This window comes from Micromonospora sediminicola (assembly GCF_900089585.1).
GTDB classification, from domain to species: Bacteria; Actinomycetota; Actinomycetes; order Mycobacteriales; family Micromonosporaceae; genus Micromonospora; species Micromonospora sediminicola.
The window spans coordinates 2,857,927-2,873,205 of record NZ_FLRH01000003.1; the positions used below are offsets into that span (position 1 = coordinate 2,857,927).

The following is a 15,279-nucleotide window of genomic DNA, read 5'->3' on the forward strand; positions in this document are numbered from 1 at the left end:
CGCCGCGCCGGGGTCACCCGGCGCGGCGCGGTGGCCGTCAGGCGTTGCGGTACGCGTAGTGCTCACCGGCACGGAACGACGGCGGCTGTTGGTAGGTGTCGACCCCCGGCTTGCCGCGCAGCAGGAACGCGCTCGGGTAGGGCTGCTCCGGGTCGGTGATCCGGGTCGAGGTGGGGATGTGCCGGATGGTCAGTCCGCAGCGCAGGCGCGGTGAGGTGTCGGCCTCGCTGCGGTGGATGATGTTCGGGTGGTGGACCTCGACGTCGCCGGGCGCGAGGTCTTTGCGACCGAGCGACAATATGTCGACGTGATGGCGGCAACCGCCGAGATGGTCGATGCCGGCGCGGTACGAGGAACCGAGAGGAGGCACGCTTGCTTCGTGGGACGCTGGTGGGGCTACGGGCACGGCAGGCGTCGGATGTGGCGGTGCTGCACGACGAGCTCTACAACGACGTGGACACCCGATCTCGGGCTGACACCCGGGCTTGGCGACCGATCCCCGAGGGATCCACCGCGTCGCCGTACGCGCTGACAGAGCCAACGGATGAAGCCGCCTGCTTCTCCGTGGTCCGGCTCAGCGACGGGGAACTGGCCGGTGAGGCGTTGCTGTGGGGCATCGACTCCCACAACCGCAGCGGACACCTGGGACTGTCGCTACGCCCTCGGCTACGCGGGGCCAGACTGGGCGAGGACGCCACCAGGCTCTTGTGTCACTACGGCTTCCGCACACTCGGTCTGCACCGGTTGCAGATGGAGACCCTCGTCGACAACAGCGCCATGATCCGCATCGCGAACCAGGTCGGGTTTCGACGAGAGGGCATCCGACGTCAAGCGGCCTGGGTCGACGGGACCTTCGCGGACGAGCTGACGTTTGGGCTGTTGGCGAGCGAGTGGGCCGAAGCCCGCGACGGAACCGCCGGCCACAGTCCGACATCGTCGTCGAGGGCGTGAGGGACTGGCCGAACGCCACGGCTGTCCAGTGCTCGCCCCCACGGCACGGGCGGCTACGCGCTCATCGTCGATGGCGGCGTCCTGGATGAGGTGGGCACCGCCGACATCCACCTGCCGCCCGACGAACTGCGCAGTTGGGCCAGGTGCCGCCAGGCGGACATCAAGCAGCGGATGCCGGAGCCGCTGGCCCGTCGCGTCATGACGGCGCTGCGGGCGAAGGCCGAGGGTGAGACCTTCGATCTGGAAGATGGTTTCTCCGCGCCGTGAGGGTATGTCGGCGGCGTGCCTCCTAGCTTCAGCGACCGCGTCGTCGCGCTGGTCGGGCCGCCATGTCGGAGCCGTCCGGACCCGCCGCGTCGGGCTGAACGGGTGTCAGCGGGCGTCCGGTTCGGCGAGCAGGCTCGCGCCGCCGAAGCAGCGGCCGGGCAGCAACCGACCTGATGCAGGGGACACCGGAAGCCGGTGTGCGCGGCTATGATCTCGGAACACACCCGCTACCCGGAGGTGGTCGACGGTGACGCGCGCGGATTTCCGTCCCCGGCTGCCGGGCAGGGACGATCCGGTGCTGGTTCCGGTCGGCTCGAGCGGAGTCGGCCGGGTTTCGGGCTGACCATGCCGGGGTCCCTGCGCGAGCCCGGTCAGCTCGCCGTCGTCCGCGTCCTCGACCGGTCCGGCCGCCCCGTCGGCACGGGGATCTTGATCGGTCGGCGGCACGTGGTCACCGCGGGGCACAACCTCACCGCGGCACTTGGCCGCCCGGACGTGCTCGGCGGTACGGTCCGTCTCGACTTTCCCTTGGTCGCGGCGGGCGTCGAGGTGCAGGCGACGGTCGAACGGTACGTACCTGCGAGGTCCGGCACGGCGTCCGATCTGGGTGGCCTGGTTCTCGCCACCGACCCGCCCGACGGCGTGTTGCCGGCGCCGGTGGTCGCCGGCACGCCGGGTCCGGGCGTCAGGTTCCTCCTCTACGGCGTTCCCGCCGGCCGCGAGGCGGGCTTCTGGACCGAGGGGTCGGTCCTCGGCTTGACTGCCGGCCGGCTGCTACAGGTGCGGACGACCGCGGGCTCACCGGTGGGGATCGTCCCGGGCTACAGCGGGGGTCCGCTCTGGACGCCGGAGCGGGCCGGCGTCCTGGGCATCGTGCTCAGCGCCGAGGAGCGGCTTCGCTGGTCGACCGCGTACGCGCTGCCGATGGGAGAGGTGTTCGCGCTCTGGCCCGACGCCGTGGAAGCGAGTCGCCCTCCGACGCCGTACCGTGGTCTAACGGCCTTCGACAGCACCGACCGCGACGTCTTCTTCGGCCGGCAGCGCGAGACCGACGTGCTCGTCGAGCGGGTCCGCAACAATCCGGTCACCGTGGTGACCGCCGGCCCTGGCATCGGCAAGTCGTCGCTGGTGCGGGCGGGCGTGACGCCGGCGATGCGCGAGCGGGGGCACCGCGTCGGCTTCGTCGACGTCGGCGTGGCCGGCCGCCGGGCGGAGCACCTGGTCGCCGACGCGTTGGTGCCGCTGTCGACCGGGACGGACGCGAGGCTGACGGAGAGGCTCGAGGAGGCCGACCGGCTCGCCGCCGTGATCGCCGCCGGCGGCCTCGGTCCGGTCGTCGCCGCACTCGGGCGGCCGGCGCCGGTGGTCCTGGTGGTCGACCAGTTGGAGGAGCTGGTCGCCGCCGATCCCGATCTCGTCGAGGCGGTGTTCGCCCTCCTTCTCCCGCACTGTCGTCGGGGTGATCACCGGCTTGGTGATCTGCGCGTGATCGCCTGCCTGCGGTTGGACTACCTGGGCGCGGCCGCCACGAGCGTACCCGTCGAAGTGCTGGAGGCGCCGTTCGTCCTGGCGCCGATGGGTGCGACCGCGCTGACCGAGGCGATCCTCCGGCCGGCCGAACGGACCGGAGCCGTCCGCTTCGCCGCGGAGACCGCCGAGCAGATCGTGGCCGACGCGGCGGCCTCGGCGGCCGGATCGCCCGGAGAGCTGCTGCCACTGATCGAGCTGACGGCCACCGAGCTGTGGGAGAAGGCCAACGGCACCCCGATCGACCTCGGCGACTACCACCGCGGGGGAGGCGTCGCCACCGCTCTCGTACGCATGGCCGACCAGGCCGTCGACCGGCTCGGCGTCACCGGGGCCGAGGGCGCGGCACGCCTGCTCACCCGACTGGTGCGGGTCGGTGCCGAACCGGCACAGGACACCCGCGCCACCATGACCGCCGACGAGCTGGACCGGAACGAGTGGGAGACGGTCCAGCGGCTGGCCGGCAGCCGACTGCTCACCGTCGTCGAGCGGACGGACGGTGAATTGGCGGTCCGCCTGGCCCACGACGCCCTGATCACACGCTGGGACCGGTTACGCGGTTGGGTCGAGACGGATCGTGCGTTCCGCTCCTGGCAGGACCAGGTGGCGGCGGGACGCCGCCGCTGGCAGTCCGGCCGCGATCCGGAAGCGCTGCTGCGGGGCGCGGCACTCGGTGAGGCGATGGACTGGTGGCAGCGGCGCCCCACCGACCTGACGCCCGACGAACGGCGATACGTCGAGGCCAGCCGCGTCGAAGCCACCCGCGAACGACGACGGCGCGTGCGACACCGGGTGGTCCTGGCCGGCTTTCTCGCGCTGACGGTGGCACTCCTGCTCGGCGCCGTGACTCTGGTGCCGCTGTCCCGGGAGCGACTCGCGGACTCGCTCATGGACGCCGCCGCCGGGCTCGGGGACGATCCCGCCGCTCGGATCCTGGTGGAGACCGCCGCGCTGCGGATGCGTCCACGTCCGGACACGACTCGAGCCGTGCTCGACGAACTCCTCACCCACACCGACACCGAGGCGCTCCTGCCCGTCGACGGTCAGGTGGAGCGCCTGGCCACGCTCGGGGACGACCGGCTGCTGGTCGTGGACACCGGCGGGCTCACGGTGTGGGACGTCGACGACCATCCGGCACGGATCGTCCACCGGGAGGACGGCGCCACCGCCGCGGCGGCCAGTGCTGACGGACGTCTCGTCGCGGTCGGCTTCGGCTCCGGCCGACTGGTGGTCCGCGACAGCGCCACATGGGCGGAGCGGGGCGGCTACGAGGGCCCGCAGAACACGGATGCCACCGGCGCCTCGGTTGCCGCGCTGTCGTTCGACGCCGAGGGCAAACGCCTGGCGGTGGCGGGCACCCTGTCACGACGGGTACGCCTGATCGACCTCACCTCGTCCGCCGTGCGCGACCGGGTCGTCGACGACGCACCGGTGCTCAGCTACGAGGAGGTGGGGTTCACCCCCGACGGCTCGGTCCTGGCCAGTGCCGGTCAGGTGCTTGGCGCCAGGGTGTGGGACCCCCGATCGGACCGCGTCCGTCCGGTGACCGCGGATCCTCGCGACACCCGCGCCGGCGTGCTGCCGGGTCCGGTGTCCTGGGTGTACCGCTGCGTCGCGAGTGAGCTGCGGCTCGTCGATCCCGGCAGCGGCGGGGTGCTACGCCGCGACCCGGTGCAGGATTCGAGGTGCGCCGTCACGGTGGGCGCTGTCGCGGGTACGCGGGTTCTACGGATCGACGACCAGGATGTCGACCCTCTCGGTGCCGGAACGGTCGTGCGGCGCCGGCTCGAGCTGTTCGACGGGGATCGACTGCTGGGCATCTACCCGGTCGGCGCCGCGTCGCCGCGCTCCGGGCAGTACGCGCTGACCGCCCGCGGCGGACACCTCGCGTTCCTCGACGGGCGGGTCGTCCGTCTCGTACGCATCCCGGCGAACGCGGCACCACCGTCGGGTCCCTACGCCGAGGCGCGATTCCTCGACGGCGGAGGCGTCGTCGCCGCACGTGGGGTGGCCGACCTGGAGGTCCTGGCACCCGACGGGGCAACCGTCGCCAGCCGTCGCGGCACCGGACCGACGGCGTCGCTGGACGTCGCCCCCGACGGGCGGACGCTGGCCGTACTCGTCGCCACCGACGAGCGCGGGCTTCACGTCGACCGCTACCGGCTGCCCGAGCTGGAACCACTCGGCACCTCGTTGCCGGTGGTGGCTTCGGCGCCGGGTCCGGAACCCGTCGGGCTCACCACGTTGACCGACGGCAGGCTCGTCGTCCGGCTCGGTGCCGAACTGCTGGTGTACGTCCGTCCGTCGGACAGCGCACCGCCGCGCCGGTTGTTCCTCGCCGGCGACGGCCGACACCGGCGCGATTCGACCGCCGTCGTGGCCCGACCAGGCACGAGTCAGGTCGCCGTCATCGCGCCCGGCGGGTCCGGCCTGCAACTCGTTGACGTCGGCGCCGGTACCGTGGGTCCGGTGTGGGGTCCGCTGCCCGGCGGCGAGACCCGCACGATCACCTTCACCGACGACGGCGCCCGCGCGGTGATCCGCGGCGACGAGGGCGTCACCGAGCTGGACCCGAGCCGGGGCGTGATCACCGCCGTCCGTAAGGGTGCGAGCTTCGCCGAGCTTCCCGACGACGGACCCCGAGCCGACGAGATCCTGCGCGGCTGGCCGTCGGTGCTCGACGCCTGGGGGTATCCCGCGGACGTCCGCTCCGTGTGGCCGCCCGGACCGCGTTCACCGGTGTCCTCCGTGTTCGTGCTGCTCTCGCCGGATCGGAGCCGGCTTCTCGTCATCGCCGGCCAGCGTCTGCTGGTGCTGCCCAGCGATCCGGCACAGTGGCGTGCTCCGCTGTGCCGGATCGTCGAACCGAGCCGCGAGCGGGCCCGCCACCACCTGGAACCTCTCGCCGTGCTCAAGGAGGCGTGTTGACCGCCGTCGGGTGGCGCCGCCGGGTGGCGCTTGCTCTCCTGCTGATTCTGGCCCTGACCAGCGCCTGTACGCGCGACGAGTCTTTCCCGCGTGCGGCGCCGTCGGGTCTCGACCCCGGCTACCGGCTGAGCGACCCGCCGCCCACCCCGGACCCGGATGCGTCGTTCGACCTGGAGGCGGCCCTCGAGGTCGTGCGACGTTCGACATACGCCCCGGAGCGACCCGAGGGGCCACTCAAGGGACCCCTCCGTGCCATCTGGGCCACGTGCACGGGCAGCGTCAACGGCCGGTGTCAGGCAGTGTTCTTCTTCTATGGTCAGCGGCTCGTGGATCGCATCGAGGGCATCCTCGTCCGCGTCGTCGCGCAGGACGGCCGGGCCGTGCAACTCGAGCTGCCGCGGTACCGGTCCGGCGATGCCGGCTGTTGTCCGACGGGGAGATCGACGCGGCACACCGCTCGGATCGTGGCCGAGCGCGTCGTCGTGACACCACCGATCCCCGCCGACCCCAACGGCAGCTACTGAGTTCGCCTACCGAGGAAGTGAGCAACCATGAGTGAGCGAATCGAGTACCTGTCCTTCGCCGACGGTGACGTCCTGCCCATCGACGCCCGGAGCCCACTGGCCGCCGATTCACCGTTCGAGGTGCCTCCCCAGCCGGTGGCACGCGACACCGACCGCGATCTGGGCCGACGGTTGACCGAGAGCGCCGAGGACGCTCTGGAGCGAATCCGTCGATTCGGCACCCTGGCGGCCGAGCGCTTCGCGGACATGCCACAGCAACCGGACAAGGTGATCGTTCAGCTCGCCGTGGTGGTTTCCGCGGAGGTGGGTGTGGTGCTGGCCAAGTCCGCCGGCTCGGCCAATCTCACCATCACCGTCGAGTGGAATCGGGAGGGCGCTGCCCGTACCGGATGAGTCACCACCCGCACGAGTCGTTGCAGCGCGAGATCGGCGATCTTTCCAGCCTGCGACGTGAGACGGCAGGAGGGCTCACATGCTCGCAGGTCGGTAAACCATCCTTTGTGCCTCTACCTTCCGTAGGCAGGGCGCACGGAGTACGTCGGCGCAATTGATCGCCCGAGATCCATCACAATCGTGCCGACGAATCCTCCGCCGACCTCGACCGCTTGATTCGCTGCGGTGGCTGCCCGGACGGAGTTCTTCCTGCGCCGATCGCTCCCTCGCCGCCGTTTTTGCAAGCCCATCGCTCACCCGGGCGACCGCCGAAGCCAGACCTCAGCATGAGGGCGGGCGGGGCGGCCCGGGACTGGGGCCGACACGCCGGGCCGGCCCCAGTCGCTACGTGCGCTCAGCAGGTGCCGGCGACGGATCCGCTGACGCCGGTCCAGGTGAAGGCGTCGCTGACCCACGTGCCGTAGGTGAGCCGGTTCCACAAGGCGGTGGTGCCCCAGCGGCCGGTGTGGGTGGTGCCGGAGCGGGAGCAGGACACCGTCACCGTCGCCCCGTCGGCTAGCGAGCCGGCCAGCGCGTAACCGGTGCCGGGACCGGTGCGCCGGTTGACCGTGGCCGCGCCCCAGCCGTCCACGACGGCCTGGTTCAGCCCCAGCGCGCCGTGGTTGTAGAGTGCGCCACCGACGTTGACCTGCGTGGACCCGTGCAGCGCCGATCCCTGGTAGGCGGCGCTTCCTGCCGTGATCACCCACTTGCCGAGGTTGTGCCCGGCGACCGGCACGTAGGTGTCGTTCTGTCGCAGGGCGAAGTGCACATGGCGGCCGTTGGCGCCGCCGCCGCAGGTGACGTCGGTCCCCGTGTCGCCCAGGTACGCACCCTCGCCGACGCTCGTGCCGTTGACGTTGACGTTGTTCCACAGGTGGTAGTAGTCGGTGGCGTAGCCGCGATCGTGGATGACCCTGACCCAGCCCCGGCACAGCGTGTAGGCGACCCCGGCCCGCGCCGCCAGGACGCGCTGGTCGCCGCCGGTCAGGTCGAGCGCGCTGTAGGGCAGGTCATTCCCCGCCCAGCCGTGCGGTCCACCGGTGTAGTACCAGCTCTGCCCGAGCCCGTACGGCAGCCGCATCCCGGTGCGGTAGTCACCGCCGGCGAACGCCGGCCGGGCGGCTCCGAAGATCGCCTTCTCCGCCGCGGAGACGACCGTCTCCGGCGCGGCGGTGGCCAGGGTGGCGAAGTCCCGCTGGCCGTCGAACGACACCTGCCAGCCCGAGGTCGACCGGCGTGCCACGAACACCCAACCGGCTGGGTAGGCGCTCTCGACCGCCGGCGCGACGATCACCGCGCTGCCGGACGCCACGCCCACCGTCGACCGGCGTGGCGGGTGATCGTCACCCGCGTGTCGTCCTGATCCGCGGCGCGAAGCCCGCTGACGTCGCTGGTGGCCGCACGGGCGAGCAGAGCGCTTGTGACGGCGTCGCGCAGCCCGTCGACGCCGGCGGCGCGGGCCTCGTTCGCCGGTGCCACCAGCAGCCCCAGACCGAGCAGTGCGGCGCCGGCGGCCGCGAAGAGTGTGCGCAGTGGTCTCATGGATACTCCTTTCGGACCCGATGCGTCGCACATCGAGGTCAGGCGAATCGCGGGATCTCCGCGCCGCCGGTGACGGCTCGGCCACGTCGGCCGGCCGTGCGGGTCGTCGGGTGGGGTGGCAGTCAGGCGAGAAGGAGCCAGTCCGTCCCGCCCTCGGCCACCCGCTGGTCGCCGCTGAGGATCACCACCTCGGCTCGCAGGCGCCGTCCGGCACCGGTGAGCAGGATGTCGCCCCAGTGCACGTCGAAGACGTACTCGTGGGAGAACGTGGTGATCACGCCGTCCGGCCGGCGTCGCGTCCGCAGGACCACGGTCGCCGGGTGATGCTCGGCCCAGTGCTCGAACCCGGGGTAGCCCTGGAAGCGGGGCCACGCGGCGTGGCGGGTGGGGGAGTAGCGCAGCTCGATCTGGCCGATGGTGCGGTGCGGCAGCATGGCGACCTTGCGGGCGTGGACCGTGACGGCGTCGTGGTGGCACCGCGCTCGTTCGGGGTCGGCGCCGTCGGCGAGCGCTTGCGTCGGCAGGGCGGACTGCACCAGTGTGCGTGGTTGGGCGGACGGGCTTGTCGCCGCCCGACGGGAGACGTCGGCCTGGTGCCACTGGTTCCGCCAGCTGTCGACGTCCCCACCGCAGGCGCGCACGACGGCGATGGTGGCCGCGAGGGTGGGGAAGCGGTGCCCGGCGAGCGCGTGGGCGATGGTGGTGCGGGAGACGAAGCCTCGGGCCTCCATGTCGCGGAGGCTCGGCCGGCCAGCGCCCTCGCGCAGAGCCCGGAGCGCTGCCGCCAGATGGGCCGTCTCGTGGTCGGTTCCCGCCGTCCCCGATCGTCCATTGTTCACTGCCGATTCCCTCCGCCGGTAGGCAGATGGTAGGGCAGTGGGGCAACCACGCGTCACGGTCTGCCGACCGCACGTAACCGTCGACATTGGTCGATGGCGTTGGCGGCTGCACCGCGGCGCCTCGTCGCGGTACGCCCGTTCTCGTCGAAGCTCGGAACGGCTCATCGAATCCACCCCCGCGCGGCCTGTCCCGGTCGGACCGGCATCGAATTGAGTCGACGTGAAGATTGTCGATGCCAGGAGGTCGTCGCGTCATGGCACACCTGTCAGTTGACAAGACCTGGCCACGGAGCCGGACGTGCCCGCCGGTGAATGACGGCACTTCCGGTGGGTAACCGGCCGGGGCTCGGCGTCCGCCCGCCGAGGGAAGCTTCCGACCCGTGAGGAGCGCTGATGCCTGGTTGTCCCGCCCACGTACGCCGTCGCGGCGACGTCGTCGAGCTGCGGGTGCACGGGGTGTGCGGAGCGCGGGCCCGAGCGGTGCTGGACCGGCCGCACGTCGATCAGGTCGCCGGCGATCGCAGTGGCGGCTTCTATCGGCCGCGGGCAGGTTATCCGGGACAGCCGGGGTCCGTGCGGCATTCAGCCGGAGATGTACCGCTCGAGTGATCTTCCGTCCGGTAGGGCGGCCCGCACGCTGTCCCTGGTCTTCCTGTAGCTCTTCATGCTCACCGACGTCGCGATCTGGATGCGGCCGTACAGCCGGGGGGACGGATCTGTGGTGAAGGCGTTGTGCCGGCTGCTGGCCTTCACGCTGACCGTGCTCTACGTCCTGTCGGTGGTCGCGGTGGCCCTCGACCTGCTCGCCTGGAAGTGCCTGGCGTCACCGCAGTGCCTGGCCGGCCGTGACTGGTTGTCGTGGCGGGGTGGGCGACCGGTCGGCGTGCGGCTCGCCGTCATGTCCCTCGTGCCGCTGGCGACGATCGGGCTTCTGTGGTGGCTCAGTACCCGGCCCGGGCGCGCCTTCGAGGCGTTCGAGCCGGAGCGGACCGAGACGACACCGGGGGACCGGTTGGACTCTCCGGATGCTGGCGGTCCACCGCCACTGATCGGCGTCTCCGCGCCATCCACGTCACCGGCGGTCTGAGCGCCGTCGACGGCACGCTGCTCGTCGCCGCGCAGGCCGGCCGTGCGCCGGGGTCCGTCTCGGTCCTGTTGGTCGCGACCGTGACCGTGATCGGTTGCTGCGTCGGCCTGCTGTGCGTGCCCGTCCTGGACGGCCGCGCGGCGTGGGTCGACGTGCTCGCCCGGGCGCTGCCGACGACGGCCGTCGTTCTGACGACAACGACGATCGTCGCGGTGATCACCGCGGGGGGTCCGTGGGCGGGGGCCTCGGGGCTAGCGGGATACGGAGCGCTCGTCGTCTGGGTGTTCGCCGCGCAGACGGCCCTGCTCGCCGTGCTGGGCCTGGTGGTGCTGCCGAGGCGTGGCGAAGACCGTCGCCGCCCGGTGCTCCTGCACGGGCTCGGCGTGTCGGCGATCGCCGCCGCCGGCGTCGGCCTCGCGGTGGCCTTCTCCGCCGAGTTGGTCTACCAGATCGCACACCCGTTAAGTGGGAAGCCGTCGCCCGACGGGGAGGTGCTACTCAGTCCTCCGCCGCTGGCGTACAAGTGGGCGATCTTCGCGGTCATCCTCGCCGTCGGCGGCGCGACCGTCGTCGGCGGCGCGGCGACACTCGCCGAGCTGCTGCGGGGTGCCGGGATGGGCATGGAGGCGGCGTCCGATCACGAGGCGGGGTCCGAAGCCGCTCGGGATGGCCGGCGTCTGACCAGGACGTTGGTGCGCAGGCGGGACCGGGCCGTCGGCCGGCGCCGGTGCGGGACGGCCCCACACCGACGTGCGCGGCGAGGAGGCCGGCCCACGACGGGAAGAGACCGAGGTTTGGGCTGACGTGAGTCGGGGATTCCAGCCGCGCTCCACGCCACGGTACGGGGCCGGCGGCGCATCGGCGTCGCCGGCTCCGAGGCGGTCGGGTGCCGAGCGCGTCGTGGCGACGGCGTCGACACCCCTGCCCCGTGGTCGGTGTCGTCTTTGCCGAGCCCCGAGGCTGGCAGCGTCTCGCCGACCACGATACCGAGCAGGGACGCCACGACGGCGCCGCAGAACAGAGGCCGTCGGCGACCGCCCGCGCGCCAGATCGGCCGTCTCCCGCGGGAAGAGGGCGAGGTCGACCCGGACGCGTCCGCGGTCACGCCTGCCACCGGTCGGGTCCCAGACGATGGACGGAGGAACCCTCCGGGTACGCCAGGGGGTTGACCGCCAGCACCTCGATGGTCCCCGTCGAACGGTGGGCTGCGCGGGGTGGAACGGGTGAGCTGCCCGGCCCCGCAGGGCCGCCGTCGCGGCGGTAGGCGCACCGAGGTCGGTCCGCGCTCCGGCCCGGAGTGCCGCCACTGCCCCGTCGGCCGGTATGCCGAACTACCCGGCATGACGGCATCCGGAGTTACCGCGACTTCCCGCAGATGATGCACCAACATTCTCTTGTAATCGGCGATAGTTCCGCTGTAAGCGCCAAAACTTCTGCTCACTGCATGCAAAGACCGTCGACGTATCGCTGAAAGTCTTCTAAGGTCGTGCTACGTCACGGCATCAGGCTTGGTCGATCTTCTCGTCGCCGGCCGGCTCCGTGTCGGACCCGGCGGTCAGCTCCTCCGCAACGGGCCGCCGCCTCCGTCCCCCACCGCTGGAGGAACCATGGGCACACGGCGGCTGCGCCGACTCCGCAGCTCGGTCCTGGCAATGCTCACCCTCACCGCCACCGTCCTCGGGGCCGCTCCGGCCCACGCCGCACCGGCCCAGGAGCCGGGCGTGACGCTGCGCGTCTTCGACGTGCAGGTGCCACTGAACGAGATCTGCACCCTCAAACCGGGGCAGACACCCAACGTCGACAAGCTGATGTCGACCATCGACTGGACCTCGACCGCCGACTTCGGCTTCGACGACTACTTCGTCTCCCAGGTGCTCGCCAACCTGACCGTCACCCAGGCCGGCAGCTACACGTTCCGGCTGACCAGCGACGACGGCTCCCGGCTGACGATCGACGACGACGTCGTCGTCAACCACGACGGGCTGCACGGCCCGACCCCGCCCGAGGAAGGCACCCTCACCCTCACCGCCGGGCTGCACCCGCTGCGTATCGACCACTTCGAGCGCACCGGCGGGCAGCAGATCACCCTGGAGTGGAGGACGCCGGGCTCGTCGACCTTCGCGGTCGTGCCGAACTCGGCGCTGAGCACCGACGCCGGTGTCGTCCGGGTGACCGCGCCGGGCAGGAAGGAGTGCGAGGGTGTCACCGACTCCCCGGGCGACGGATTGCCGCTGACCGGCGTGCATCCCGGCTACACCCTGACCAACCTGCGGCCGAGCGGCTTCCAGCCCAAGGTGACCGGGATGGACTGGCTGCCCGACGGCCGCCTGGTGATCTCCACCTGGGGCGGCAGCGACCAGTCCGGCACCTCGCAGGACGGCGAGGTGTACATCCTCGGCAACACCGGTGGCTCCACCAACCCGGGCAGCGTCACCACCAAGAAGATCGCCGGCGGCCTCAAGGAGCCGATGGGGCTCAAGGTCGTCGACGGCGTGGTCCACGTGTCGGAGAAGCAACGGCTGACCAGGCTCGTCGACACCAACGGCGACGAGGTCGCCGACCGCCTCGACACGGTCGCCACCTGGCCGTACGGGGGCAACTTCCACGAGTTCGCCTTCGGCCTGCTCTACGACGCCGGATTCTTCTACCTGAACCTGTCGGTGGCGATCAACTACGGCGGCGCGACGACCAACCCGCAGCCGGCGCCCAATCGCGGCACCACCATCAAGGTCAACAAGGACACCGGCGCCGTCACCTACGTCGCCGGCGGCCTGCGCACGCCGCACGGCATCGGCTGGGGCCCGGAGAACGGCATCTTCGTCACCGACAACCAGGGCGGCTGGCTGCCCTCGTCGAAACTGCTGCATGTCAAGCAGGGCCGGTTCTTCAACCACTACACGAACCCGGCCGGCCCGTTCGACACCAACCCGGTCACCCCGCCGGTGCTCTGGATGCCGCAGAACGAGATCGCGAACTCCCCGAGCACCCCGCTGTACCTGAAGTCCGGCACGTTCGCCGGGCAGTTCGTCATCGGCGACGTCACCTACGGCGGCCTCCAGCGCGCGTACGTCGAAAAGGTCGACGGCGAGTACCAGGGCGCCCTGTTCCGGCTCACCCAGGGCCTGGAGGCGGGCGTCTCGGAGGTCAACCTCGGCCCGGACGGCGCGATCTACGTCGGTGGCCTCGGCGCCGGCGGCAACTGGGGTCAGAGCGGCAAGCTCTCGTACGGCCTGCAGAAGTTGACGCCGAACGGCACCAGCGTCTTCGACATCCTGGCCATGCGGGCCACCGCCACCGGATTCGAGCTGGAGTACACCCAGCCGCTCTCGGCCGACACGGCGGCGAACCTGGCCGCCCACTACAAGGTCAAGCAGTGGCGCTACCAGCCGACCGCCAGCTACGGCGGCCCGAAGATCGACGAGGAGACGCTCCCCGTCACCTCGGCCACCCTCTCCGCCGACCGTAGGAAGGTCAGCCTGAGCATGAGCGGCCGCAAGGCCGGGCACGTGGTGTACGTCCGCTCGCCCCGCCCGTTCACCTCCGACAGCGGCCAGTCGCTGTGGAGCACCGAGGCGTGGTACACCCTCAACGCCATCCCCGGCACCACCCCGCCGCCGACCGGCGGGAGCAACCTGGCGCTCGACAAGCCGGCCACGGCGGACAGCTCCTGCGCCACCACCGAGGGGCCGCAGAAGGCGGTCAACGGCTCCGTCACCGGCGGCAACACCGACAAGTGGTGCTCGAAGGGCACCACCAAGCACCTCCAGGTCGACCTCGGGGCCGGCACGGACGTGAACCGGTTCGTCGTCAGGCACGCCGGAGCCGGCGGCGAGAACACCGCCTGGAACACGAAGGACTTCACCATCGCCACCAGCACCGACGGGTCGAACTGGACCACCCGCGCCACGGTGACCGGCAACACCGCGAGCACCACCACGCACGACATCGCCACGGTGAGCGCCCGCTACGTCCGCCTGACCGTCACCGCACCGACCAGTACCACCGACCCGGCGGCCCGGATCTACGAGTTCGAGGTCTACGGGCCCAGCGGATCCGGTGGGCCCATCACCGGCAGCGCCGGCAAGTGCCTCGACGTCAGCAACGCCGGCACCGCCGACGGCACTAAGGTCCAGCTCTGGACCTGCAACGGCACCAACGCCCAGAAGTGGAGCCGGGTCGGTGACACCTACCGGGCGCTGGGCAAGTGCCTGGACGTCTCCAACGGCGGCACCGCCAACGGCACCAAGGTGCAACTCTGGACCTGCAACGGCACCGGCTCCCAGGTCTGGCGACCGCAGACCAACGGGACCCTCCTCAACCCCCAGTCCGGCAAGGTCCTCGAGGCCGCCGACGGCAGCACCGCCGACGGCACCCAGATCCAGATCTGGGCATACGACGGCGGCGACAACCAGCGGTGGTCGGTCGAGGCAAGCGCGGGGGCCCGCATCACGCTCCTCGACGGGGACGACCTGGACGCATGGCAGAGCACCGGGGGCGGGGCGGCGACCTGGCCGTTGGCGAACGGTTCGGCGGAGGTCGCCGGCGGCGACATCCGCACCCGGCAGACCTTCGGCGACTTCCGTCTGCACGTCGAGTGGTACGAGCCGACGTACCCGGCGGACGTCACCGGACAGCAGCGCGGCAACAGCGGCATCTATCTTCAGGACCGGTACGAACTCCAGGTCCTCGACTCCTTCGGGGACACCTCGCTGGACAACACCGAGGCCGGCTCGATCTACGGGCGGAAGGCGGCCGACAGCAACGCCGCGACCGCGCCGCAGACGTGGCAGACGTACGACGTCGTCTTCCGCGCCGCCCGCTTCGACGGCGCCACCAAGACGGAGAACGCCCGGGTGACGGTCCGCTGGAACGGGGTACTGGTGCACGACGACGTGCCGATCTCCGGCCCGACGGGCGGTGGGGCCGCCGAGAGCGCGGCGGGTGGCCCGATCCGCCTCCAGGACCACGGCGATCCCGGTGCCAACGTCCGCTACCGCACCATCTGGATCGAGCCGCTGACCTGATCAGACGCCCGTCCGGACGGCACGGCGGCGAGCACGTTCACCCTGCTCGCCGCCGTCCCGCCGTTGCGTGGCGTACCTTGACCTGCTGGCCAGGTGGGGTTGGGCTCGGTGTTGACCGGGGCAGCTGTCCGGCGCCGCGTCCGCCGGGAATGGCC

Annotated in this window: 12 protein-coding genes; 8 read left to right on the forward strand and 4 right to left on the reverse strand. The window is 71.6% G+C overall.

Annotated features, from left to right (window positions below; translation table 11 throughout):
* Window positions 1-37 precede the first annotated feature (37 nt).
* Complete coding sequence (locus GA0070622_RS13810) at window positions 38-370, reverse strand: phytanoyl-CoA dioxygenase family protein (protein ID WP_218060584.1); 333 nt, start codon at window positions 368-370, stop codon at window positions 38-40.
* A 20-nt stretch (window positions 371-390) separates the two neighbouring features.
* On the opposite strand from GA0070622_RS13810, the gene GA0070622_RS13815 reads away from it, so the two are divergent.
* The 5 genes from GA0070622_RS13815 (at window position 391) to GA0070622_RS13830 (ending at window position 6,590) form a co-directional block, all read left to right on the forward strand.
* Window positions 391-951, forward strand: a complete 561-nt coding sequence (locus tag GA0070622_RS13815; protein WP_281187039.1) for a GNAT family N-acetyltransferase — start codon at window positions 391-393, stop codon at window positions 949-951.
* 90 nt (window positions 952-1,041) lie between these two features.
* On the forward strand, window positions 1,042-1,218 hold the full coding sequence (locus GA0070622_RS13820; protein ID WP_245666255.1) for an NUDIX hydrolase: 177 nt from the start codon (window positions 1,042-1,044) through the stop codon (window positions 1,216-1,218).
* A gap of 345 nt (window positions 1,219-1,563) precedes the next feature.
* Complete coding sequence (locus tag GA0070622_RS32540; protein WP_176710471.1) at window positions 1,564-5,673, forward strand: nSTAND1 domain-containing NTPase; 4,110 nt, start codon at window positions 1,564-1,566, stop codon at window positions 5,671-5,673.
* Window positions 5,670-6,197, forward strand: coding sequence for an LppP/LprE family lipoprotein (locus tag GA0070622_RS13825; protein WP_176710472.1), 528 nt, complete (start codon window positions 5,670-5,672; stop codon window positions 6,195-6,197). The genes GA0070622_RS32540 and GA0070622_RS13825 overlap by 4 nt, the downstream gene beginning before the upstream one ends.
* 27 nt (window positions 6,198-6,224) lie before the next feature.
* Entirely contained in the window at window positions 6,225-6,590 is a 366-nt protein-coding gene (locus tag GA0070622_RS13830) for a CU044_2847 family protein (RefSeq protein WP_091573665.1), read from the forward strand.
* A 394-nt stretch (window positions 6,591-6,984) separates the two neighbouring features.
* On the opposite strand, the gene GA0070622_RS13835 is transcribed toward GA0070622_RS13830, so the two are convergent.
* From GA0070622_RS13835 to GA0070622_RS13840, 3 genes are all read right to left on the reverse strand, one after another.
* On the reverse strand, window positions 6,985-7,944 hold the full coding sequence (locus tag GA0070622_RS13835) for a peptidase M23 (RefSeq protein WP_176710473.1): 960 nt from the start codon (window positions 7,942-7,944) through the stop codon (window positions 6,985-6,987).
* A complete protein-coding gene (locus tag GA0070622_RS32545; protein ID WP_176710474.1) occupies window positions 7,923-8,174 on the reverse strand; it encodes a hypothetical protein in 252 nt (83 codons plus the stop codon). The genes GA0070622_RS13835 and GA0070622_RS32545 overlap by 22 nt, the downstream gene beginning before the upstream one ends.
* Before the next feature lie 122 nt (window positions 8,175-8,296).
* Entirely contained in the window at window positions 8,297-8,905 is a 609-nt protein-coding gene (locus GA0070622_RS13840) for a DUF2690 domain-containing protein (protein WP_176710475.1), read from the reverse strand.
* Window positions 8,906-9,677: 772 nt separating this feature from the next.
* Here GA0070622_RS13840 and GA0070622_RS33090 point away from each other — a divergent pair.
* The 3 genes from GA0070622_RS33090 (at window position 9,678) to GA0070622_RS13855 (ending at window position 15,124) form a co-directional block, all read left to right on the forward strand.
* Complete coding sequence (locus tag GA0070622_RS33090) at window positions 9,678-10,100, forward strand: hypothetical protein (protein WP_091573667.1); 423 nt, start codon at window positions 9,678-9,680, stop codon at window positions 10,098-10,100.
* Between the two features lie 80 nt (window positions 10,101-10,180).
* On the forward strand, window positions 10,181-10,903 hold the full coding sequence (locus GA0070622_RS13850) for a hypothetical protein (protein ID WP_141684564.1): 723 nt from the start codon (window positions 10,181-10,183) through the stop codon (window positions 10,901-10,903).
* An 804-nt stretch (window positions 10,904-11,707) separates the two neighbouring features.
* Window positions 11,708-15,124 carry a 3-keto-alpha-glucoside-1,2-lyase-like domain-containing protein gene (locus tag GA0070622_RS13855; RefSeq protein WP_091573669.1) on the forward strand — a complete coding sequence of 1,139 codons (3,417 nt, stop codon included), beginning with the start codon at window positions 11,708-11,710 and terminating at the stop codon, window positions 15,122-15,124.
* Window positions 15,125-15,279 lie beyond the last annotated feature (155 nt).

Excerpts from the sequence above, each read along its gene's own strand:
- GA0070622_RS32540 (WP_176710471.1), top strand. The coding sequence starts at position 1,564 with ATGCCGGGGTCCCTGCGCGAGCCCGGTCAGCTCGCCGTCGTCCGCGTC.
- GA0070622_RS13830 (WP_091573665.1), top strand. The coding sequence starts at position 6,225 with ATGAGTGAGCGAATCGAGTACCTGTCCTTCGCCGACGGTGACGTCCTG.
- GA0070622_RS32545 (WP_176710474.1), bottom strand. The coding sequence starts at position 8,174 with ATGAGACCACTGCGCACACTCTTCGCGGCCGCCGGCGCCGCACTGCTC.
- GA0070622_RS13840 (WP_176710475.1), bottom strand. The coding sequence starts at position 8,905 with ATGGAGGCCCGAGGCTTCGTCTCCCGCACCACCATCGCCCACGCGCTC.
- GA0070622_RS33090 (WP_091573667.1), top strand. The coding sequence starts at position 9,678 with ATGCTCACCGACGTCGCGATCTGGATGCGGCCGTACAGCCGGGGGGAC.
- GA0070622_RS13855 (WP_091573669.1), top strand. The coding sequence starts at position 11,708 with ATGGGCACACGGCGGCTGCGCCGACTCCGCAGCTCGGTCCTGGCAATG.